The sequence below is a fragment of the Achromobacter seleniivolatilans genome (genome assembly GCF_030864005.1).
GTDB classification, from domain to species: Bacteria; Pseudomonadota; Gammaproteobacteria; order Burkholderiales; family Burkholderiaceae_B; genus Achromobacter; species Achromobacter seleniivolatilans.
Map to the genome: position 1 here is coordinate 6,123,115 of NZ_CP132976.1, position 20,557 is coordinate 6,143,671.

The following is a 20,557-nucleotide window of genomic DNA, read 5'->3' on the forward strand; positions in this document are numbered from 1 at the left end:
CCAGCGTTGCCGCGTCAGTTGCCGAAACCTTCCAGCACGTTGGCGACATTGATGCCGACGTCGGCGACGGCGTAGCCGCCTTCCATCGTGAACACCGTGGGCAGGCCCAGACTGGCCACCATGCGGCCCACCTCGAAGTAATCGCCGCTCTTCAATTTGAACTTGGAGATCGGATCACCCTCGTAGGTGTCCACCCCCAGCGCGATCACGACCGCATCGGCCTTGAAGGTGCGGATGGCGGCCAAGCCCTGTTGCAGGGCTTGCGTCCACGTGCCGAAGTCGGTGCCGGCGGGTAGCGGCAAGTTCAGGTTGCGGCCTTCGCCCGCGCCTTGGCCGAGTTCATCTGCATAACCCAGAAAGAACGGATATTCCGTAGCCGGGTCGCCGTGCACCGACACCGTCAGCACGTCTCCGCGTTCGTAGAAGATGCTCTGCGTGCCGTTGCCGTGGTGGTAGTCCACATCCAGAATGGCGACGCGCGCGGCGCCTGCGTCGCGCAAGGCTTGCGCTGCCAGCGCGGCGTTGTTCAGAAAGCAGTAGCCGCCGAAAAAATCGGCCCCGGCGTGATGGCCTGGCGGACGAGTCAACGCCATGGCGGTGCGCGGGCCGCCTGTTGCGGAGACGGCGCGCGCGGCGTCGATGGCGCAGGCGGCGCCGGCGGTCGCGGCTTCCCAGGTGCCGGCTGTCAGCGGGCAGCCGCTGTCGAACGAGAACAGGCCGACCCGGGCGGCGAAATTGGTCGGTTCTATGTCATGGCGAAAACCGCGCACCGGCCACACCGAAGGCAGTACATCGAGCTGGGCATTGGCGGGGTCCAGCGCAATCCACTCCTGCCAGGCGCTGGCCAGGAAGTCCACGTAACGCGGGCTGTGCACGCGCTTGATCAAAGCGATATCGGCGGCGGATGGCGTGCGCAGTTCTCCGATGCTGCGCTGGCGCAGCGCATCCAACACAAATTCCAGACGTGCGGCGGTCTCGTGACAGGGCACCAGTTTGCCGCGGAACATTTCCTGGCGGCCTTGATGTTTTTCGTGGACGGGATTGTGAAAGATCAGCACGGAAAGGTGTCCTTGCGGCAGGTTCTGGAATGGAGTTTGGGGGCTGCGAAAGCGCCACTATAGCGGCCGGAATGCATACAGCGCTACGGCGGGAAGTTCACGGAATACGGAATAGACATCGCGCAGTTCCGCATAGCGTGGGTAGCCGCCGCTGACCTCGGCGACGCCCATGCGTTTCAAGGCCAGCATCGTGCGCGGCAGGTGGAAATACTGCGTGACGGCGAGCGCGCGGGTATAGCCATTGGCGCGCATATAGGCAGCGGCATGTTGGGCCGTGGCCCACGTGTCCACGCCCGCGCTGTCGGTCACGATGTGGTCAGCGGGAACGCCGCGCGCAAGTAGGTAGTCACGCATCACCGAAGCTTCGTCCGCGCCATTGGGGTCCACGCCTCCGCTGACGAACAGGATGCGGCATTGGGATGCCGCGTAACAGGCATAGGCGCGGTCCAGTCTGGCGCTAAGCCGTGCGGACGGTTTGCCGTCCGCCTGCACGGTATTCCCCAGCACGACCGCAACATCGGCGTCGCGGGCCGGGGTAAGGAGCGCCGTGGCAATCAGCGCAACGGCGGCCAGCAAGACCAGCCCGATCAGGGTGGCGGCGCATCGGGACAACGTGTTTTTATAGGTGCGCGGGTAGGGCGGCATGAAAGGGTGACGGGTTAGAAATTGGGTAAGTGTCCGGCAGGTATTCTGCACCAGACGGAAGATGTGTTTGTGGTAATGAGAATCATGATCGATAATGCGGGCCTTCCCGTTGCGCTCATTCCGTCTTCATCCATGTCCCGCCGTCCGCCGTCAGACAAAGGCTGGCTCGCTCATTATCGCGAGCTGATCGGGACGTGGACGCGCCGTTCCGGCAGCCGGCAGGACGCGGAGGATGCGGCGCATGATGTCGTCGCCAATATGCTGCGCAATGGCGACGCCGCCGTCCTCGACCCCAAAGCCTATCTCTATGGCGCCAGCCAAAACCGGCTCAAGGGCGAGATGCGCCGCCAGTCGCGGCGCGAGCAGCTCAGTCTGGATGAATTGACGGATGCTGAACATCCGGTACAGTCCGATCCCGAATCGGCGATTCGCGCGGCGCAGTTGGCGGACGCCTTGAAGCGTGCGCTGGCCGAATTGCCATTGAAATGCCAGCAAGTCTTCTTGTGGAACAAGCTGGAAGGCTATACCCAGGCCGAGATCGCGCAAAAGCTCGGTTTGACGCAAAGCACAGTGGAAAAATACATGAAGCGCGCACTGTCGCACATCCATGACCGGTTGCAGGACCATGCCCCGCACTAATCATCCGTCTGACTCGCCCCGCGACCAGGCGGTGTACTGGTTTTCACGTGAGTGCCTGGGCACGCTGGATGAACAGACACGCATGCAACGCGATTCCTGGCTGGCGGCAGACCCGGAAAACGAGCGCCAATACCGGTCCGTTCAAGCGTCATGGCGCGTGGCGGACAGCGTGCCGGAAGACGAATTGCGCGCCATCTTGACGCAGAGCGAAGCGCAACCCGCCCGGTTGGGAAGGCGCAAGTTTGCCGTCGGGTTGACGGCCGCCTGTGCGTTGATGCTGACGGCAGGGGTGTTCGGCCCCAGACTGTGGGCGCCGGAGGCCCAATTCACCCTTGTGGTCAGCACTGAAAAGGGCGAACGCAATCGCTATGCCTTGCCGGACGGTTCGCTGCTGGAGCTGAACACCAGCACGCAGGCGCGGGTGGCCTTGTATCCGGACCGGCGCGAGGTCGAATTGTTGTCCGGAGAGATCCTGTTCACGGTCAGCCCGGACGCCGGCCGGCCCTTCATCGTGCAGGCGGGCTCATCACAAGTGCGGGTAACGGGCACGCGGTTCAACGTGCGCCGTGATGGAAGCGAGGTGGCGCTGGCTGTGGAAGAGGGCAGCGTGGCGTTCTCGGCCGGTTCGTGGTGGAACAGGATCACTCGCCATCTGACCGCGGGGTTTGTGCTGCGCCACGCGCAAGGCGAGCCGCTTGCCGTGCCGCATCAGGAAAATGTGTCGGCCATCACGGCATGGCAGCGCGGCAGGCTGGTGTTTCGCGATACGCCGTTGTCGCAGGTGGTGGCCGAGCTGAACCGCTATCTGCGTAATCCGCTGCGGATCGACGACAAGAAGTTGGCGCTGTTGCGGGTGGCGGGGACATTGCCTATTGATGAACCCGAGTCCGTGTTGCAGGTGTTGCCGCAGATCGCACCCGTGATCGTGCTGTATCCGGCTGATGGCGGGATCGTGCTGGCGCCGCGCTAGGGTGTGCTCTGGTCGCAGAATTATTTTGTTTCAAACTTCTTAGCGAGAATCATTCCGGTATTTTTCCGATCGCGGCGTCTATCCCTTGAAGGGGTGTGTTCACGCAAGTCGATCTCGACCCTGGAAGCAACCTTTGGCCAAGGGTGTCGGGCGCAAACCGCGCGGGCAGTTGTACTGGAATTTTTCTCATGATGGACAAGCAAGTAAAGCAGCGCGCGGTTGCGCGCAAGACCGCTAGAAATGCCTTGGGCGCCAGTTGCCACGCACTGGCCATTGCCGTGGCTCTGGCGTTGGGTTCTGTGCCGGGCGCGGCGGGCGCGCAGACCGCGCCAGTGCAGATCAGCATTACCGCCCAGCCCTTGGGCGACGCACTGATTCAGCTGGGCGAGCAGGCGTCGCTTGTTATCTTTTATCTGCCCGAGACGGTACGAGGGCGCAATGCCCCGGCGGTGATGGGCCGTCTGACTCCCGACGAAGCATTGCGCAATTTGCTGGCGGGCACGGGCATCGTGTTTCAGCGTGATGGGCGCAACGTGTCCCTGAGCACGCAGTCCGCAGGTGCGTCGGTATTGGAACCCGTGACGGTGCGCGGCGTTGCGGTGGGTACCGCAGACAGCTATGTGGCGCTTTCCAGCGCCAGCGGCAAGTTGAATGTGCCGCTGATCGAAACGCCGCGCTCGGTGTCGATCGTGACGCAGGAACAGATCAAGGCGCAGGCGCCCCGTAGTCTGGAGGCTGCGCTGGCCTACACGCCGGGCGTGCAGACCGAAGTGTCGGGGTCGAGCGATGTGCGTATGGTGGGCGCCGTGATTCGTGGTTTCAGCGATGGCAGCGCCTATTACAAAGATGGTTTGAAAATGCTGTCGGCGGGTACTTATGGGTCGTGGAACGACAACCTGGAAGATCTGGACAGCATCGAAGTGCTGAAAGGACCGGCGTCGGTATTGTTCGGCCAGGGGCGTCCTGGCGGCGTGATCAACGTCGTGTCCAAACGCCCGGCGCCCGATCAGGTCAACAGCGTGGGTATCAGCTACGGTACCTACAACCGCCGTCAGGTGACGGCGGATCTGGGCGGCGCGTTCGACGAAAACGATAAGGTGCTGTACCGCCTGAACGTGACGGGCCGCAAGAGCGATGGGCGCACCGATGGCTCGCGTGACGACCGCATTTCGGTTGCGCCAACGGTGTTGTGGAACATCACCAACCAGACGCGCGTGACCGTATTGGGCACCTACTCGAAAGAACGCGGAACACCTAAAAGCTGGTGGCCGAATCTGTACACGTATCCCGAGATCGCGGATCTTCCGATGCATCGCACAGCGGGTGATCCCGATTTTGACCGCTTTGACCGCGATACCAAGTCCATCGGTTATGCCTTCGAGCACGATACGGACAACGGCTGGCGGCTGCGTCAGAACCTGCGTTATTCGGAAATCGATATTGATTACCGCCACATCTACGCAATGGATCTGCTGGCCGACAAGCGCACCGTCACGCGCGGCAGCCTGGCCCAGCGCACGCATGGCCAAACGCTGGCCGTCGACAACCGCGCCTCGAAGGACTTTGTGTGGGGCGATGTGCAGCATACGTTTGCCATGGGCGTGGACTACCTGCGCTATCAAGAGCACGATGCGCTGGGTTACGGCTGGGACGTGCCCAATCTGGACATCTACGCGCCGGTGTACGGCCAACACGTGGATTATCCCGAGCTGGACAAGTCGCAAACCGACTTGAAGCAGACGGGCATCTACACGTTGAATCAGTTGAAGTTTGGCCGCTGGGTGGGTAACGTCAGCCTGCGCCGCGACTTCGTGACCACAACGCGCAGCAGCGTAACGCAGCCCAAGAGCAAGGACGCCGCCACCACGGGCAGCGCTGGCCTGCTGTATCTGTTCGACAATGGCATCGCGCCATACATCAGCTATTCCACGGCCTTTGATCCCATCACTGGCCAGCAGTTTGACGGCAGCTCTTTCAAGCCGCGGGAAGGCAAACAGTACGAGGCCGGTGTGAAGTACCAGCCTCCCGGCACGGACGCGCTGTTCACCGCCGCTGTCTTCGATATCCGTCAGAAGAACGTCACGACGCAAGATCCGGATCATCCGCGCTTTAGCGTGCAAACGGGCGAGGTCCGGTCAACGGGCCTGGAGCTTGAGGCCAAGTTCCCGCTGACGCGTGAGTTGCGCTTGATGGCTGGCTACACATATCTGAATCCGCGTACGACCCAAAGCAACCGCCCGGCCGAGGTCGGCCGGCAGACTTCGCAGACGGCACGCCAGACGGCCAGCTTGTGGGTGGACTATCGTCCGCATCAGATCCAGGGTCTGATGCTGGGCGGGGGTGTGCGCTATCGCGGCAAGTCGCCCTTGAATACGGCGGCTGATGGCACGACGCCCTATAACCCCGCGTTCACGCTGGCGGACCTGGCGGTGGCCTATGAAACCCCGCGCTACCGCATCGCGCTGAACATCAACAACGTGTTCGACAAGCGCTACTACACCTATACGTTCCGCGGCATGGAGCGCGAGACCATGCTCAGCTTGAACTATTACTGGTGAAGCTGGCGGGCTCAGCCGTCAGTTCCTTGGCGGCTGTTTTGGGAACGGGAATTCGAAGCTGACTTCGTTTGAGTACAGCGGTTCGGCAAGATTACCGGGGTCCGTCATGATGACGGCGGCGCGGTATTTGCCGGGCGCCAGATCGGGCACGAGCGGCACGTAGCTGTAGCCCTCGTTGTTGACCATGTAGGTGAACGTGCCGTCCTCATCCTTGCGCCATACGATCGGGTCGTCCGCCAAGCCGGTATTCGCGCCTGCTGCGAGCGTGTCGGCATTGCGCTGATACAGCGGATGCACGATGCGGTCGCCCTGGGCGTTGATCAGCAATAGCCAGATGCGGGGCGCAGCCAGCTCGACCGGGGCTGTGCCGCGATTGTCCAGCCGCAGCGTGAAACGGCCGCCCGATTCGTCGTCCCAGTCGCCCAGGTAGTTGAACAAGGTCAGTTCCAACCCCTCCATTACGGGCGTTGGCGGCAGGTACTGGTGCTTGTCCACGCGCAGGTCGCCGTAGCGCACCCACTTCGTGACCTCTTGGCCGGATTTCCCGGTGTAGCGTACTTGCAGCCAATCGCGCGGTTTCAACGCCACGACCGTCAGAGGCTCGTCCTGGCTGGCGGCGAGGGCGGGGTGAGTGTTGACGTCTGGCGTGTCGTACAGATCCAGCTTGCTGACAGGCACGATGCCGCCTTCAAGCGGTGAGCCATCGCCGTCGATATCGATGCTGGCGATGGAGCCATCTTCACGGAAATGGTAAGTCAGTTCGGACTGCTCATTATCGAGTCCGAACAGGGCTTGCGTGGACCACGAGGTCGCGTGCACGGTGCCGTCGGCCCGCAACACGTATTCCTCGGTGCCATTGCTGGCGGCGCCGTACCGGCAGGCGACGCTGATAACCGGATTTTTCGGATCGATGACCGGGTTCACGAAACCGCGGCACGGACTGGTGTTGTCGGGATGCTGGATTTCCTGGAACGTGCCGTTTTGGGGGCGGTAGAGAAACAGACGCGCGATGATCTGCGTGCTGCCGCCGCTCTGGCCCAGAACCAGGTCGCTGTAGCCATCGTGATTGATGTCCACCGATCCCACCTGGTCTATGGTTTCGTCGTCGAAGGTACCCAGCAGCTGGTCGGGTCCGTTGCCCACTCGCACGCTGACGCGCTGCTCGGCGCCGCCGCTGATTTGCACGGTGGCGGATACGCCAGGCTTGATCTGATAGGGGACATTGCGCGGCGCTTCGGCCGCGATGCCGGTCGCGGTTGCGCCCAGTCCCACGATGGCCAGCGTGGCCGCAAGCAGAATTCCTTTCACCGTCCGCTTCCTTGAATCAGAATTTGTGGGGCAATATACCGCAGCCGCTTGCGGGTAAACGATCAGTTCATAACGGCAGACCGCCCGTCATCCTGAGTAGAATTCAACGATGGGTTTTGCTCGCGCCGTTGCGCGGCCCTGGCTTGCGTTTTTTGCATCTTTCCGCCATGAACTTTCCATTTCCGATTCGCCAAGAATGTCCGCCGGGCGCCTGTGTGTGCGACCGCGATGCCCTGTTGGCCGATCCCGCAGCAGATCCGCGCATCTTGAAACTGACGAAAGAAGAAGAGAAACGTTTGGTCGCGCGGCTGGAAAATATTGCCAGCCTTGAAGACCTGCGGCTCATGCAGCAACGCATACACGCGCAGTTGGGCATCGTGATCCAGATCACGCCCAGCGACAACGAAGTCCGCACGTCGCGAGGTATTTCGATCCAGCTGGAAGACGCGCCGGGCTTGTGCCGCAAGACGCGCACCGCGCTGCCTGCGGCGATACGCCGAGGCTTCGACAACAAACCCGAGATCGTCTACGCGCTGCTGAACGAGCGCGACCTGTTGAGTGGCACCTGATCAGGACTTTTTGCCGCCGGTGCCCGGGCATGGGGCCAGCGGCACGACGGCGGATGGCGTACGGCCCGCTTCCGGGCGGGTCGCCTGCTTTTTTCCCGGGCGGGCGGGGTAAATCAGCAATACGGCGCTACCCGCTTCCAGCTTGGGGGAGTTTGCCGCGCCATAGGCAACAGTCCAGCCGCGCACGGCGAGCGGCGCTAGCGTGTATTGCAAGCCGGAGCCGGGTGAGACATGCGCAACCTTGCCTGCGAACAAGTCCTCTTGCGGCGCCTCTTTCCCGTTGACGACGGTATACGTGGCAATGCTGTCCAACGCGGCGGATTCTTCGTGGCGCGCCAGGATGGCTGTTTTGTATTTGCCGGGGGGAATGTCGGTCAAGGTCACGGCGATGGGGCCGGTGGGCTGGCCACCGGCGTCCAGTTGTACGCCATTGACGTCCACTCGAGCGAGCGGCGCGCTGCTCGTGTTGCGCACGCGGACGCTGTATTGCCCCGATGTGCCCGTTACGGTGCAGACCTCGACGCCATAGGGGCTGGGCGAGGCTTGCGCGGTTGTCTGGGCAGCAACGGCCAGCAAGGCTGCCAAAGACAAGGTCAGGGCTGGAACAGATCGGGTGGGCACGGCACGCTCCTGGTAGGAGGCAGCGTGCCGGGCGGCGCGTTGCCTGCCTTATTACACCACTTGACGGCCCGGGGACGCGGCGGCTTGCTCGCGTTTGCCTGCCAGCCAATGCAGGATCATTGCCAGCACCAGCAGGCCAACCATGATGAAACCCCAGAAAATCCAGCCCACGACAGAGATCAGGGTGCCCAAGCTGCCGGCAAAGGGCAGGACTTGGTTAAGGCCCTGTGCGGCCCAGACCAGACCGCCTTGCAGCGATTGCAGCCACGCCGGATCGAGCCAGCCCGCGGCCCAGGCGGGCGCCGCCCACTGGGACGTGTCCAGCGCGGCACCCGGCACTTGCGACGTGGCGATGGTCGCCAGGACCCAATCGGTCAGTTGCAAGGTCAGCGCCACCAGCCCGGTCCAGAGTGCGGCAAGCACGGCGAAAGCGAGCCAGATGATTTTTTTCATTGCAGTGGTACTCCGATAATTCAAAAGAGGGTCCACGATAGACGGGATTCTATTTCTGAAAAACCAGCGTGGTTGTGACAAACATTAAGAAAAAACCGAAGTCTTAGCGTGCGTCAGCACGGCCTGGACCAGCGGATGGTGCTGGCCGCGGCGGTTGCGGATGGCGTGTATTTCTTCGTGCACGCCGTCGCACCGCGCCAGCGGCCGCAAACCCCGCAGCAGTCCGATGTCGTCGCCGCCCAGCCGGCTGAGCGGGAAAACGCCCAGCCCGCGGGCCGCAAAAACAGACATCAGGGCGCTGTCTTCGAACTCCCCGACCACGTTGGGGAACACGCCTTGCTCGTTGAACCACCGGTCCAGTGTTTGACGCAGCACGGAGTGGCCCGTGGGCAGCAGCACGGGCAGGCGTTCCAGGCAGCGCGGGAAATCCTGCGTGTCGGCCTTGCGCACCAGCTTGGCAGGGCCATACCAATCGACGGGAGAGGACACCAGGCGGTCGCTCGTCAACCGCAGGTTGGGGTTGGCGGGCGCGCCCTGCCCGGCCAGCACCAGATCCAGGTGGTGGCGGGCGAGTTCGCCCAGCAGCTCTTCTACCTCGCCCTCGTGGCAGGTCAGTCGCAGGTCTGGGGTGTCCAGCACCGGCCCCAACAGCGCGTGGGCAGCCAGTTTGGAAATACCGTCCGACAGTCCGACAGACAGCCGGATGACGGGTTTGGTGGCGGCCGCACGCACTTCCTGGGGCAGCACCTGACCAATCTGGAAGATCTCTTCGGCGCGGGCAAAGGCGGCTTCGCCTGCGTCGGTCAGCGCCACGCCCCGGCCAGCAGGTTTGAGCAACTGGTGGCCCAGGTTTTTTTCCAGTTCGCGCACTTGGGCGCTGATGGTCTGGATGGCCATATCCAGCCGTTCGGCGGCCCGCGAAAAGCCGCCTTCCTTGGCGACCATCCAGAAGTAATACAAGTGTCGGTAGTTGAGCATGATGGGTTTCACTTCGGTTTTTCCGAACCTTAACTCACTTTCAGGCTGATTTCTCCATCAGGGCGAGATCCGGATGATGAGTGCCTTCGAACACAGCGGGGCATTCATGGACACTTTGATCACTTTCTTCAACGCCGATTTTCTGGGGACACCGACCTGGAGCTGGCTGTTATTTATCGGCATCGTCATCACCTTGCTGGTCTTTGACCTGGGGGTGCTGCACAAGGAAGACCGCGAGATCGGCGTGCGTGAGAGCCTGTTGCTGTCCGCTGGCTACATCAGCGCTGCCTTGTTGTTTGGCGGCTGGGTCTGGTGGCAGTTGGGCGCCACCAGCGGTATGGCGTATTACACAGGCTTCATGATTGAAAAGTCGCTGTCGATGGACAACGTCTTTGTGATCGCGCTGATCTTCAGCTTCTTCGCAATTCCGCGCCAGTATCAGCATCGCGTGCTGTTCTGGGGCATCCTGGGTGTGATTGTGCTGCGCGCCATCATGATTGGTCTGGGCGCTGCGCTGGTCAGCAATTTTGGCTGGTTGTTGTATTTCTTTGGCGCATTCCTGGTGTTCACGGGCATCAAGATGTGGATGATTGCCGACCAGACGCCGGACATCGCCACGAACCCGATTCTGAAGTTCTTAAAGCGTCATATGCGTGTCACGGAAGGCTTGCGCGGCAATGCGTTCGTGGTGACGGAAACGGACCCCGCCACGTCCAAGAAGGTACGCTGGGCTACGCCTTTGCTGTTGGCGCTGGTGTTGATCGAGTTTGTTGATCTGGTGTTCGCGGTGGATTCGGTGCCGGCTATTTTCGCCATCACGACCGACCCGTTCATTGTCTACACCAGCAACATCTTCGCCATCCTGGGTCTGCGCGCTCTGTATTTTGCGTTGGCCGCGATGATCCATCGTTTCCATTACTTGAAGTACGCGTTGGCTCTGGTTCTGATCTTTATCGGCACGAAGATCTTTCTGGTCGGCTTTATCGGCAAGGTGCCCGCGGTGATTTCGTTGGGCGTGACGTTCAGCTTGATTCTGGGCGGCGTGCTGTTCTCGTTGTGGAAAACGCGGGAGTCGGAACTGAAGACGCAGTAAGCGCCGCTAGCCGTCGCGCAAAGCCCGCCGATCTTGATCGGCGGGCTTTTTTTATGCGTGCGACATATCTACTAGATATGAATGAAGGCTAATTTCAATATTTGTAATATGGATTTCCTAGGCGTAGAGTCCAGAACTACAGACATCAGGCCAGGAGCCGTCATGAGCAATAGTTGGTCCGCCAAGCAGTATTCCGCCTTTGAAAACGAGCGCACGCGTCCCGTGCGTGACCTGGTCGCCGCCATACCGAACCAGACGATCAGCCGAGCCGTGGACCTGGGCTGCGGCCCGGGCAATTCGACGGAAGTGCTGGCCAGCCGCTATCCCGACGCCGAAGTGACTGGCATGGACAGCTCGGACGACATGGTTCAGGCTGCCCGCAAGCGCCTGCCTGCGCTGCAATTCGAGGTGTCCGACATCGCGGCTTGGAATCCGCCGCAGCAATACGACGTGATCCTGGCCAATGCGGCGCTGCAATGGGTGCCTGACCACGCCACGCTGTACCCCCGGCTGGTCAGCAAATTGACCCCGGGCGGCATTCTGGCGGTGCAGACGCCTGACAACATGGAAGAGCCCGCTCATCGCCTGGCGCGCCAGGTGGCGGGCGAAGCGCCGTGGGCCGCCAAGACCGGCGGCGTGAAGCATCCGCCGCGTCACAGTGCGGCCTGGTACTTCGAATTGCTCAAGCCGCATTGCGGCGTGCTCGATGTGTGGCGCACGACCTATCACCATCCGCTGGCTGGCGCGGCGGCGGTCGTTGAATGGTTCAAGGGCACCGCATTGCGTCCGTATCTGGACAAGCTGGATGCATCGGAGCAAAGCAGTTTCCTGGCGCGTTATCTGTCGCTGATTGAACAGGCTTATCCCGCGCTGGCTGATGGCACGGTACTGCTGCCGTTCCCGCGCTTGTTTATCGTGGCGGGGCCGAAGCAGGCATAACGCCTTCGGGCGGGGCACTTGGGCGGGGTGGTTTGCTTGTGTGATAATGCGAACCATTCATAATTAGCCTGTGCCCTGCGCACGCCCGACTGAGCCGTCCTGTGCTTGAACGCTATTACCAAGAACTGATCGGCTTTTTCACGCGCGCCCTGCGCTGCCGCGACAATGCGTCCGACGTTGTTCATGAAAGCTACGCCCGCGTTTTGGGGATGGAGCTGCGGTCGGGGCTGTTGGCGGAACCGCGCGCGCTGCTTTACCGGGTCGGCAAGAACCTCGTCATCGACGAGGCGCGGCGCAAACGCGCTGAACAATCGATGCTGGACACGTTGTCAGTGGTTTCTCCTGCGCTTGCGCCCGGGTCTGACCGATTGGCCAGTGCGCGCCAGGAAGCCGAGCGCCTGTTGGCGCGTTTGGCCGTAATGCCCAGGAAGCGCCGGGAGGTATTCCTGATGGTGCGCGTTTATGGTCACACCCATGCGGAAACCGCGCAGCATCTGGACCTGAGCATTGCCGCCGTGGAAAAACACGTGGTACGCGCGGTGCTGGATTGCGCGGCATGGCAAGACGGAGCCAGCCGTGCATAGCACTGACCTGCTGACCGAACCTACGCCCGTGATGGTCGAGCGGGCGCTGACATATCTGAGCCGGATGACAGGCGGCGATGCCGCGACGGCGGATCGCGCCAGACGGCAGCTGGACGCCTGGATGCAACGGGACGCTCGCCATCAGGCGGCCTGGCTGCGCGCCGAGCGGCTTTGGGCCGCAGACGGCGCGGTGACCGCCGCATTGCAATCGTATCTGCCCAAGCCGCAGGCCGTGGCGCCTGACCGGCGCGCTTTGCTGCGCGCCTTCTCGGGCGCTGGCCTGGCCTTGGGTTTGGGCGCGGTGCTGCGCTGGCAGGAGCCGCAGGCGCTGTACCGCCTGAACATCCTGACGGCCACGCGTGAGGTCCGGTCTTTGGGCCTGCCCGATGGCACGGCGCTGGACGTGGATGCGGGCACACGCGCGCGCGTCGCCTACTTCCGCGATACGCGGGAGCTATATCTGACGCAGGGCCAGGTCTATGTGGACGTGCGCGCTGAAGCCGGCCGTCCTTTTGTTGCGCGCACGCCGTGGGGCACGGTAAAGGTAGTAGGAACCGCCTTCTCGGTCAGCGCGCGCGCAGGGGTGATGCGCGTGCAGGTGGAGCGCGGGCTGGTTCGGGTATGGGGGCTGGACGCTCGTGGCGACGGCGTGCTGTTGCAGCCGGGGCAAATGGTGCGCACGGCCGTGGGCGGGCTGGAAGCTGTGCGTGACGTGCCGGCAGGAATGCACGAAGCCTGGCGGCAAGGCTGGCTGGTGTTCGATGCCACGCCTTTGGCCGAAGCCGTGGCCCAATGGAACGCTTGGCGCGATGAGCCGATTGTGTTGGACCCAGAGCCTGCGTTGCAGGCGATGCGTGTGACGGGCAGCTTTCCGGCGCGCGAACCGGAGCGTTTCCTGGCCGTGCTGCCCAGCGTCTTGCCTGTCGCGGTGATCCCTCGGGCCGACGGCGGCACGCACATTGCTCGCATCGGCCGAAAATAATTGTCCGGTAAAGCGCCGCTCGTTCGTTTTCATTGTCAGAACCTTCCCTAGGATTGACCATGAACGAACACCAACCTCGCGGTGCGCAACGGCGCGCCGCGCGTCACTTCCCTGTCCGCAGCCTGTTTGCCGCCGCGATCAGCGCCGCATGCGTGACGGCCGCCGCTCAAGGCGCCGCCGCAGTGGTTGACGTCAGCTTGCCTGGCGGCTCCTTGTCTCAGTCATTGAATACGCTGGCCCGGCAGAGCGGCACGCCCATTCTCGTGGAATCCAGCGCGGTAGCGGGCAGAACGGCCGCGCCGGTCTCGGGCCGCATGACGGTCATGCAAGCGGTGCAGGCATTGCTGACGGGTACGCGTCTGAACGCGCAGGAGCAGAATGGGGCGATTGTGGTGCGTCCAGGCCATGACGATGCCGCGACGCTGGACGCAGTGACGGTCACGGGAAATGGTTTGGCCGAAAACGCGTGGGGACCCGTCCCAGGGCTGGTGGCGGCGCGCAGCGCCACGGGCACGAAAACCGACACGTCCATTCTTGAGAACCCCCAATCGGTCAGCGTCATCACACGTAAAGAGATGGACGCCCGCAACGTGCAGACGGTGACTGAAGCCATTCAGTACACGCCCGGCGTATCGGTGGATCAGCTGGGGATGGACAACCAGATTGAATGGATTTCGCTGCGGGGCTTCAGCTCGCCGTCGTCCTATCTGGATGGCCTGCGCCTGGGCGCTATTTGGCAAAGCGAACCTTTCGGCCTGGAGCGGGTGGAGGTGCTGCGGGGTCCGGCATCCGTGCTGTATGGCGAGAGCGGACCGGGCGGCCTGACCGGCATGGTCAGCAAACGGCCGTCATCGGAGCGTTCGGGCGAGGTGCAATTGCAGGCCGGCAATCAGGATCGTTTCCAGGGCGCGGTGGATTTGACAGGCCCCATCGGCGAGACGGACGAATGGCTGTATCGCGTGGTGGCATTGCAGCGCGACAGCAATACGGCAGTGGACTACGTAAAAAACGACCGCGTGTTCATCGCGCCGTCGCTGACATGGCAGCCCAGCGCCGCCACGCGATTGACGCTGCTGACGCAATACCAGCGCGACAAGATCGGCTTCTTGCCGCAGTATCTGCCCGCCGATGGCACGTTGCGCGATAACCCCAATGGCCATGTGCCGCGCAACCGCTACGTGGGCGAGCCGGACCGCGAACACTACCTGCGTGATCAGACCGCCGTGGGCTACAGCCTGGAGCACAAGTTCAACGACACGATCTCGTTGCAGCAAAACGCGCGCTATGCGCGTGTTCATCAGGAATTCGATACGGTGACCGGCAATGGATTGCTGGCCGATCGCCGCACGTTGCGTCGCCGGCTGTTCGACGCGGACCAGACGTCCTACGACATCAATGTCGATACGATGCTGACGTCGCGCTTTTCGACCGGCCCGTTGACGCACACCTTGTTGACCGGCGTGGAATACGCGCGCCAGCGCTACGACAGCCTGAACTGGATCTGCGGCACCGCTGAGTGCGCGCCGCCTATCGACCTGTTCAACCCGGTGTACGGGCAGACGATTCAGCGCCCTGATTTGCCAGTCACGGACGCGTTGCAGCATCAGGAACGCTTAGGTATCTACGCACAGGACCAGATTCGCCTGGGCCGCTGGGCCTACACGCTGGGCGGCCGTTGGGACCGCGTGCGCCAGAACATGATGGATCGCCTGTCGGACTCGAACACGCGCAGCTCCGATCACGCTTTTACGGCGCGCGTAGGGGCGGCGTATCTGTTTGACAGCGGCGTGACGCCGTACGCCAGCTATACCGAGTCGTTCCAGCCGACCTCGGGCCTGATCTACCCCAGCTCGCCCGCGAAGCCTACGACGGGCAGGCAGTATGAAGTGGGCGTGAAGTACGAACCGGCGGGCCACAACAGTTTTGTCGGCGTGGCCTTGTTCGATGTGGCGCAACGCAATATGGCCACGACGGACCCGGTGAACCCCGGCTTCATTGTGCAGTCCGCCGAAACGCGGGTGCGCGGCGTCGAACTTGAAGGCAAGCTGGAACTGAGCCGGCAGTTGAGCGTGCTGGCTTCCTATACCTATACCGATGCCGAATACACGCGCAGCAATGACGGCTACCAGGGCAACCAAGTCAGTATCACCCCGCGTTCGCAGGCGTCTGCGTGGGTGGACTATGCCTTTACGGATGCGCTGGCTGGCTTGTCGGCAGGCGCTGGCGTGCGCTATGTGGGCAAGCGCTACGGGAACTCGTCCAACACGATCGAACTTGCGTCCTACACCTTGGTGGACGCCGCGTTGCGCTATGACCTGCGGACGCTGGGCGGTCAATGGCGCAACGCATCCGTCGCGTTGAATGTGAATAACCTGTTCGACAAGGACTATGTGGGCGTATGTCTGAGCAACACGCGTTGCTACTTTGGCGCGCCGCGCACCGTCATGGCGACGCTGACGTATCGCTGGTGACAGCGGGGCGGCTGGCGGATTGCCAGCCGCCGCCAAGTGACCGGTACAGGTCCACCAAGGCCAGCGACACGGCGGCTTGCGTCGACACACGGGCCTGGTCGCTGGCCAGCACGGCATTCTGCGCACTGAGCACGTTGACGAAGTCGGAAGCCCCCGCCGCGTACTGGCGTTGCGCATTGCGCAGCGCACGGCGCGCGCTGTCGGAGGCCCGCTGCAAGCTGGCGCTGGCGGTTTGCTGCGCTTGATACGCGGTCATGGCGTTATCGACTTCGTGCCAGGCGCGAAGCACGGTCTTTTGAAAGATCAGCGCCGCTTCTTGCGCTTGGGATTTCCGCAAGCGCAGCCGTCCACGCAAACGGCCGCCTTCGAATAACGGTATGCGCAAGGCCGGGCCCACGCCAAACATGCCGGCGCGATCGGAGTCCAGGTTGTTCAATTGCAAAGCCTGCAAACCCAGATTTCCGGACAGGGTAATGCGAGGATAGAAGTCGCCTTCGGCAACCCCGATGCCGGCTACTGCGGCGTGCAGGCGGGCCTCGGCTTGGCGGATGTCTGGCCGGCGCTGCGCCAGTTCACTCGGCAGACCGACCGGCACCCGCACGGGCCCGCCAGGAATAGGCCCGATGGCCGACAAGCGTTCATGCAGCGCATGGGGCGGCTGCTCCAGCAGCATGGCCAGCGCATTCATCAGCTGGTCCACCCGCAGCGCCAACGGGGGCACCGCGGCCTCGATGGCGGCGGCCTGGGCGTCGGCTTGCGATACGTCCAATTCCGTGGCCACGCCTTCGCGCCGGCGCATGCGCGTCAATTCCAGATTGTGGTTGGCGTTGTCCAGTGTCAGGCGCAGCACCGCGAGCTGGTTCTGTGTGCCGCGCAGCAAAATATAGTTGCGTGCGGTCTCTGCGCGAATGGACAGCACCACGCCGTGCTGTGCCTCTTGCGCTGCTTGCGACAGTGCTCCCGACTGTTCCACTTCGCGGCGCACCCGGCCCCACAAATCCAGTTCCCAGCTTGCGTCCACACCCGCTTGCCACAGGTTGAATGACGACTTGCCATTGCGTCCGGACGGATCGGCCAGACCCGCCTGGCTGTTCTGGCTCAGTGTGTAGCCTGCGCGGGCGTCCACGGACGGCAGGGCGTTGGCCTCCACGATGCCCAGCGCCGCGCGGCTCTGCAGCAGATGTTGATGGGCGATCTGTACGTCCAGGTTCGCATCCGTGGCCTCGGCAATCAAGGTGGACAGCAAGGGGTCACCAAAAGACTCCCACCATGCGATGTTGATCTCCTGGTCCACCGGGAGGCTGGGCGCGTGGCCGGTATCCCGGTCACGCCATTGCGCGGGCAGTTGCGCTTGCGGCGCCTGGAAATCTGGCCCGACCGCGCAACCGGACAACGTCAGCGCAACGGCAATAGCCAGCAGGCGAGAGAGAGACAGAGGGATCATTGCTTGCCTCCTGCCACGGCCGTCGAGGTATCGACGACGGCTTCGACCGACATGCCGGCGCGAAGCGCGGGCGCGTCTTGCGCCTGCGTGTCCAGGATGATCTTCACGGGCAGGCGCTGCGCCACTTTGGTGAAGTTGCCCGTGGCATTGCTGGGGGCGACGGGCGAGAAACTCAGCCCGGTCGCGGGCGCAATGCTCTGGACATGGCCCAGCAGGCGGATGTCGGGATACGCATCGACGGTCAGTGTCACCCGCTGACCTGGACGCATGTGCGTGAGTTGCCGCTCGCGAAAGTTCGCCACCACATACGCTTGCTGCAAGGGCACCACGGCCAGGATCGGCGTGCCGGGGCTGACATAGGCGCCCACACGTAATGCGCGGCGGCCGATCACACCGTCTATCGGCGAGGTGATCTGCGTGTAAGACAAGTTCAATTCGGCGCGTTCCTTCAAGGCCTGAGCGCGATGGAGCCCGGCTTGGGCCGCGTCGCGCTGCGCCACCAGCACCTCTTGCTGTTTGTGTGCGGCTTGCAAGGTTGCCTGGTGCTCGGCCTGGCGCGCCTCGGCCATTTCCAGTCGGCTCTTCGCCTGTTCGTATACCTGCTGCGTTCCGGCGCCTTCGCCAGCCAGGCGCCGATGGCGCTGGACTTCACTTGTGGCGAACCGGATGTCAGCCAGATCCGCGCGCGTCACAGCCAGCGCCTGATTGATCACGGCTTGCTGGCGTTCTAACGTGGCGTCGGCGTTCGATAACTGTGCGGCGGTGACAGCAAGTTCCGCCGTAGCCGCCGCCAGCGCGGCTTGATACTCGCGGTCGTCGATGCGGGCCAGCGGCTGGCCCTTCTTAACGGTTTGATTGTCTTCAACCAGCACCGCGTTGATAAAACCCGAGACCTGTGGCGCGACAACAGTGTGGTCGGCCACGATGGTGGCGTCGTCGGTGGATTCAGTGGCGGTCGTGGCCGACCAGGACCAGCCCGCGTAGACGAGCAGGCCTAGCGCGCCGATTGCGGCGGCGCGGGAGTAGGGGGAATGCAGAAGGGGAGTGGTCATGATGAACTCACAGTCAGGCGGCGCGCGGCGGAGACACGCGGGTCGCAATCAAGGGGATAAGGGGAATCAGCAGCAGGGCCATGACGGCCATGCACAGATAGAGATCGGCCGAGGTAAGAATGGCGGCCTGCTCCTGAACCTGACGGGCCAGCGCCGCAGCGTTGTCGCCGTTGGCGCTCAAAGGATGGTTGCCCAGCTGATCGGCCAGCTGGTTGAAATGCGTGTTGCGGCGTAGTGTCGTCAGGGCTTCCAGCGCGCCGGTGGCGGCGGTGGCGGAGAAACCCTTGATGGTGTTGAACCAGGCTGAGGCGTAGGGGCCGTCTTGCGGCGTCAGCCCGGTGGTGGCCAGCATCAGCAGCGGGATGACCGCCATGGGCTGGGCAAAGATCTGCACGGCTTCCAGCAGATAGAACTGTTCACGCGACCACGCTGGCGTCAGTTGCGCGCCCAATAGGCAAGACACCGCGAGCAGTCCCAAGCCTGCCGCCAGTACCCAGCGGCAATCCACCCGGCGCAGGTTGCACAGCGCGGCGACCAGCGGCAGCGCGATCAGCTGGGGCAGGCCCATAGTCAGCAGAACAGGCGCAGTTTCCAGAGGCCGGTAGCCGCGCCATTGCGCAAGAAAACTTGAAGGTATCAAGATGACGCCCAGCAACACGATCAGCACGCCGCCCAATGTCAGCAAGGCATGGCTCAAGTTGCGGTTGCGCAGCAGCTGGATCTTGAAGAAGGGCAGTGGGTGCGACCATTCATTGACCAGAAAGAGCCCCAGCAATAAACCGCCGCCGCCCAGCAGCAGCGAGATCAGCGGCGAATTCAGCCAATCCAGGCGATCGCCTTGCAGCAGTCCGATCACCAGCATGGCCAGCGCAGGCGCGCCCAGCAGCAGTCCGCGCCAATCGAATAACTGAAAGCGTTCCAGTTTGAGCGGATCTTGGGGCAACCCCCGCCACACCGCGGCCATGGCGATTGCCGTGGGGCCGACGACGAGCCAGAAGGTCCAGCGCCAACCCAGCGTCTCAGTGCACAAGGCCGCCAGCGGAATGCCAAGACTGGGCGCAAAGGTTGCCGTCAGCGCATAGCCGCCCAGGCCATAGAGTTTGATGTTGGCGGGCAAGAAGCGCAGCGCCACCGTCATCAGCATCGGCGGCAAAGCCCCGCCCGCTAGCCCTTGCAATGTGCGCAGCAGAAGCAGCACGGGAAGATTAGGTGCGAACGGGCACAGCGCGCCAAACACAGCAAACGCCGCCAGCGACGTCACGGTAAAGCGCCTCAGCGAGAAAGTGACCGAGCACCAGGGCGCGAACGCCATCGCGCATACCGAAGCGGCAGCGTAGACGGCGACGAACCAAGAGCCTTGATCGATGCTGAGGCCCAGGGCGCCGCGGATATCGGGCAACGCCATCTTCGTGACGTTCTCATTGAGCCCGGCCAGGATCACCGCCAGCAGCACGCCTGACAGGCCCATCAGAATTCGCGGGCCGAAAGCCGCTGCCGCAGCCGGGGATGGCGCTGGCGCAACAGGCGGGGCAAGAGCGGTTGCTGTCATGGCCGGATTCCGTATCCGGCCTGGAATGAAGAAGACTGCATGGTTATAGCGCCGTGGAAAGAAGGAGCTATTCAGTCTAGGTAGATGCGGCTGCCGGAAAAACTACGCAAGGCGGAACGCAGGCTTGTGCTGCATGCAATTGCGTGCAGCGCAACGGTGGATTGCGCCCTACGGGATTTATCGCGAGCGGATATCGAACGACCATACGGCACTCGATCACCGCAAAGGAATTTTTATGAATACGCTACGACTCTCCATGCTTGCACTGGGCCTTTCCCTGCTTGGCGGGATTGCGCATGCCGATGGCAAGACGCGTGAGCAAGTTCGCGCCGAATTGATGGAGGCCAAGGCCGCTGGCCTGGTGACCTATGGCGAACAGCAATATCCCGTCGATCTGCCTGCCAGCCAAGTCAAGACCAGCGCCCAGGTGCGCGAGGAGTTGGACGCCGCGCGGGCCGCTGGCTTGATGACACACGGTGAGCTGGACTATCCGCCTGCCGTGCAGCCGCCTGCCGGCAAGACACGCGAGCAGGTCATCGCCGAGATGCGTGAGGCGCGTGCCCGTGGACTGATTACCTCGGGCGAACTCGACTACCCGCCCGCCGCGCAATAAGACGCTCAGGGCGGAACCGACAGGGCAGGGA

Annotated in this window: 19 protein-coding genes; 10 read left to right on the forward strand and 9 right to left on the reverse strand. The window is 62.9% G+C overall.

From position 1 onward, the window contains the following. Positions 1 to 14 precede the first annotated feature (14 nt). Together RAS12_RS27620 and RAS12_RS27625 are read right to left on the reverse strand one after the other, a co-directional pair. Entirely contained in the window at positions 15 to 1,058 is a 1,044-nt protein-coding gene (locus tag RAS12_RS27620; protein WP_306943429.1) for a histone deacetylase family protein, read from the reverse strand. Between the two features lie 57 nt (positions 1,059 to 1,115). Beyond that, positions 1,116 to 1,703 (reverse strand): YdcF family protein, encoded by a 588-nt coding sequence (locus RAS12_RS27625; RefSeq protein ID WP_306943431.1) that lies wholly within the window; start codon positions 1,701 to 1,703, stop codon positions 1,116 to 1,118. A 132-nt stretch (positions 1,704 to 1,835) separates the two neighbouring features. Between RAS12_RS27625 and RAS12_RS27630 the strand changes: the two genes are divergently transcribed. The 3 genes from RAS12_RS27630 (at position 1,836) to RAS12_RS27640 (ending at position 5,870) form a co-directional block, all read left to right on the forward strand. Then, positions 1,836 to 2,342, forward strand: coding sequence for an RNA polymerase sigma factor (locus RAS12_RS27630; protein ID WP_306951651.1), 507 nt, complete (start codon positions 1,836 to 1,838; stop codon positions 2,340 to 2,342). Continuing rightward, complete coding sequence (locus RAS12_RS27635; protein WP_306943433.1) at positions 2,329 to 3,312, forward strand: FecR family protein; 984 nt, start codon at positions 2,329 to 2,331, stop codon at positions 3,310 to 3,312. Before RAS12_RS27630 ends, RAS12_RS27635 begins: the two co-directional genes overlap by 14 nt. Positions 3,313 to 3,500: 188 nt before the next feature. Next, on the forward strand, positions 3,501 to 5,870 hold the full coding sequence (locus RAS12_RS27640) for a TonB-dependent siderophore receptor (RefSeq protein ID WP_306943434.1): 2,370 nt from the start codon (positions 3,501 to 3,503) through the stop codon (positions 5,868 to 5,870). Positions 5,871 to 5,888: 18 nt separating this feature from the next. On the opposite strand, the gene RAS12_RS27645 is transcribed toward RAS12_RS27640, so the two are convergent. Further along, positions 5,889 to 7,178 (reverse strand): XAC2610-related protein, encoded by a 1,290-nt coding sequence (locus RAS12_RS27645; RefSeq protein ID WP_306943436.1) that lies wholly within the window; start codon positions 7,176 to 7,178, stop codon positions 5,889 to 5,891. A 167-nt stretch (positions 7,179 to 7,345) separates the two neighbouring features. Between RAS12_RS27645 and RAS12_RS27650 the strand changes: the two genes are divergently transcribed. After that, positions 7,346 to 7,747 (forward strand): hypothetical protein, encoded by a 402-nt coding sequence (locus RAS12_RS27650; RefSeq protein WP_306943438.1) that lies wholly within the window; start codon positions 7,346 to 7,348, stop codon positions 7,745 to 7,747. Here the strand turns inward: RAS12_RS27650 and RAS12_RS27655 are convergent, their stop codons facing one another. The 3 genes from RAS12_RS27655 to RAS12_RS27665 all read right to left on the reverse strand — a co-directional run bounded on the left by RAS12_RS27655 (position 7,748) and on the right by RAS12_RS27665 (position 9,799). Then, positions 7,748 to 8,368, reverse strand: coding sequence for a hypothetical protein (locus RAS12_RS27655; protein WP_306943440.1), 621 nt, complete (start codon positions 8,366 to 8,368; stop codon positions 7,748 to 7,750). A 51-nt stretch (positions 8,369 to 8,419) separates the two neighbouring features. After that, positions 8,420 to 8,821 (reverse strand): hypothetical protein, encoded by a 402-nt coding sequence (locus tag RAS12_RS27660; RefSeq protein ID WP_306943441.1) that lies wholly within the window; start codon positions 8,819 to 8,821, stop codon positions 8,420 to 8,422. Between the two features lie 84 nt (positions 8,822 to 8,905). Beyond that, complete coding sequence (locus RAS12_RS27665) at positions 8,906 to 9,799, reverse strand: LysR family transcriptional regulator (RefSeq protein ID WP_306943443.1); 894 nt, start codon at positions 9,797 to 9,799, stop codon at positions 8,906 to 8,908. Between the two features lie 106 nt (positions 9,800 to 9,905). Here RAS12_RS27665 and RAS12_RS27670 point away from each other — a divergent pair, with 106 nt between their 5' ends. From RAS12_RS27670 to RAS12_RS27690, 5 genes are all read left to right on the forward strand, one after another. Beyond that, entirely contained in the window at positions 9,906 to 10,892 is a 987-nt protein-coding gene (locus RAS12_RS27670) for a TerC family protein (RefSeq protein ID WP_306943444.1), read from the forward strand. Between the two features lie 162 nt (positions 10,893 to 11,054). Beyond that, positions 11,055 to 11,831, forward strand: coding sequence for a trans-aconitate 2-methyltransferase (tam, locus tag RAS12_RS27675; protein ID WP_306943446.1), 777 nt, complete (start codon positions 11,055 to 11,057; stop codon positions 11,829 to 11,831). 101 nt (positions 11,832 to 11,932) lie between these two features. Further along, a complete protein-coding gene (locus RAS12_RS27680; RefSeq protein WP_306943447.1) occupies positions 11,933 to 12,415 on the forward strand; it encodes a sigma-70 family RNA polymerase sigma factor in 483 nt (160 codons plus the stop codon). After that, positions 12,408 to 13,397 (forward strand): FecR family protein, encoded by a 990-nt coding sequence (locus RAS12_RS27685; RefSeq protein ID WP_306943448.1) that lies wholly within the window; start codon positions 12,408 to 12,410, stop codon positions 13,395 to 13,397. Before RAS12_RS27680 ends, RAS12_RS27685 begins: the two co-directional genes overlap by 8 nt. A gap of 59 nt (positions 13,398 to 13,456) precedes the next feature. Next, a complete protein-coding gene (locus tag RAS12_RS27690; RefSeq protein WP_306943450.1) occupies positions 13,457 to 15,868 on the forward strand; it encodes a TonB-dependent siderophore receptor in 2,412 nt (803 codons plus the stop codon). Here the strand turns inward: RAS12_RS27690 and RAS12_RS27695 are convergent. The 3 genes from RAS12_RS27695 to RAS12_RS27705 are packed head-to-tail and all read right to left on the reverse strand — an operon-like array spanning position 15,840 to position 19,913. Beyond that, positions 15,840 to 17,312 carry an efflux transporter outer membrane subunit gene (locus tag RAS12_RS27695; RefSeq protein ID WP_306943451.1) on the reverse strand — a complete coding sequence of 491 codons (1,473 nt, stop codon included), beginning with the start codon at positions 17,310 to 17,312 and terminating at the stop codon, positions 15,840 to 15,842. The genes RAS12_RS27690 and RAS12_RS27695 overlap by 29 nt on opposite strands. Next, the gene (locus RAS12_RS27700; protein WP_306943453.1) at positions 17,309 to 18,364 is read right to left on the reverse strand and encodes an HlyD family secretion protein; all 1,056 of its coding nucleotides are present in this window, start codon (positions 18,362 to 18,364) and stop codon (positions 17,309 to 17,311) included. Before RAS12_RS27700 ends, RAS12_RS27695 begins: the two co-directional genes overlap by 4 nt. A gap of 13 nt (positions 18,365 to 18,377) precedes the next feature. Beyond that, positions 18,378 to 19,913, reverse strand: coding sequence for an MFS transporter (locus RAS12_RS27705; protein WP_306943455.1), 1,536 nt, complete (start codon positions 19,911 to 19,913; stop codon positions 18,378 to 18,380). 235 nt (positions 19,914 to 20,148) lie between these two features. Here RAS12_RS27705 and RAS12_RS27710 point away from each other — a divergent pair, with 235 nt between their 5' ends. Continuing rightward, the gene (locus RAS12_RS27710) at positions 20,149 to 20,526 is read left to right on the forward strand and encodes a DUF4148 domain-containing protein (RefSeq protein WP_306943457.1); all 378 of its coding nucleotides are present in this window, start codon (positions 20,149 to 20,151) and stop codon (positions 20,524 to 20,526) included. Positions 20,527 to 20,557 lie beyond the last annotated feature (31 nt).

What these genes read in the sequence shown, in the direction of transcription:
- RAS12_RS27625 (WP_306943431.1), bottom strand. Translation starts at nt 1,703, where the DNA reads ATGCCGCCCTACCCGCGCACCTATAAAAACACGTTGTCCCGATGCGCC.
- RAS12_RS27630 (WP_306951651.1), top strand. Translation starts at nt 1,836, where the DNA reads ATGTCCCGCCGTCCGCCGTCAGACAAAGGCTGGCTCGCTCATTATCGC.
- RAS12_RS27635 (WP_306943433.1), top strand. Translation starts at nt 2,329, where the DNA reads ATGCCCCGCACTAATCATCCGTCTGACTCGCCCCGCGACCAGGCGGTG.
- RAS12_RS27640 (WP_306943434.1), top strand. Translation starts at nt 3,501, where the DNA reads ATGATGGACAAGCAAGTAAAGCAGCGCGCGGTTGCGCGCAAGACCGCT.
- RAS12_RS27650 (WP_306943438.1), top strand. Translation starts at nt 7,346, where the DNA reads ATGAACTTTCCATTTCCGATTCGCCAAGAATGTCCGCCGGGCGCCTGT.
- RAS12_RS27660 (WP_306943441.1), bottom strand. Translation starts at nt 8,821, where the DNA reads ATGAAAAAAATCATCTGGCTCGCTTTCGCCGTGCTTGCCGCACTCTGG.
- RAS12_RS27665 (WP_306943443.1), bottom strand. Translation starts at nt 9,799, where the DNA reads ATGCTCAACTACCGACACTTGTATTACTTCTGGATGGTCGCCAAGGAA.
- RAS12_RS27670 (WP_306943444.1), top strand. Translation starts at nt 9,906, where the DNA reads ATGGACACTTTGATCACTTTCTTCAACGCCGATTTTCTGGGGACACCG.
- tam (WP_306943446.1), top strand. Translation starts at nt 11,055, where the DNA reads ATGAGCAATAGTTGGTCCGCCAAGCAGTATTCCGCCTTTGAAAACGAG.
- RAS12_RS27690 (WP_306943450.1), top strand. Translation starts at nt 13,457, where the DNA reads ATGAACGAACACCAACCTCGCGGTGCGCAACGGCGCGCCGCGCGTCAC.
- RAS12_RS27695 (WP_306943451.1), bottom strand. Translation starts at nt 17,312, where the DNA reads ATGATCCCTCTGTCTCTCTCTCGCCTGCTGGCTATTGCCGTTGCGCTG.
- RAS12_RS27700 (WP_306943453.1), bottom strand. Translation starts at nt 18,364, where the DNA reads ATGACCACTCCCCTTCTGCATTCCCCCTACTCCCGCGCCGCCGCAATC.
- RAS12_RS27705 (WP_306943455.1), bottom strand. Translation starts at nt 19,913, where the DNA reads ATGACAGCAACCGCTCTTGCCCCGCCTGTTGCGCCAGCGCCATCCCCG.
- RAS12_RS27710 (WP_306943457.1), top strand. Translation starts at nt 20,149, where the DNA reads ATGAATACGCTACGACTCTCCATGCTTGCACTGGGCCTTTCCCTGCTT.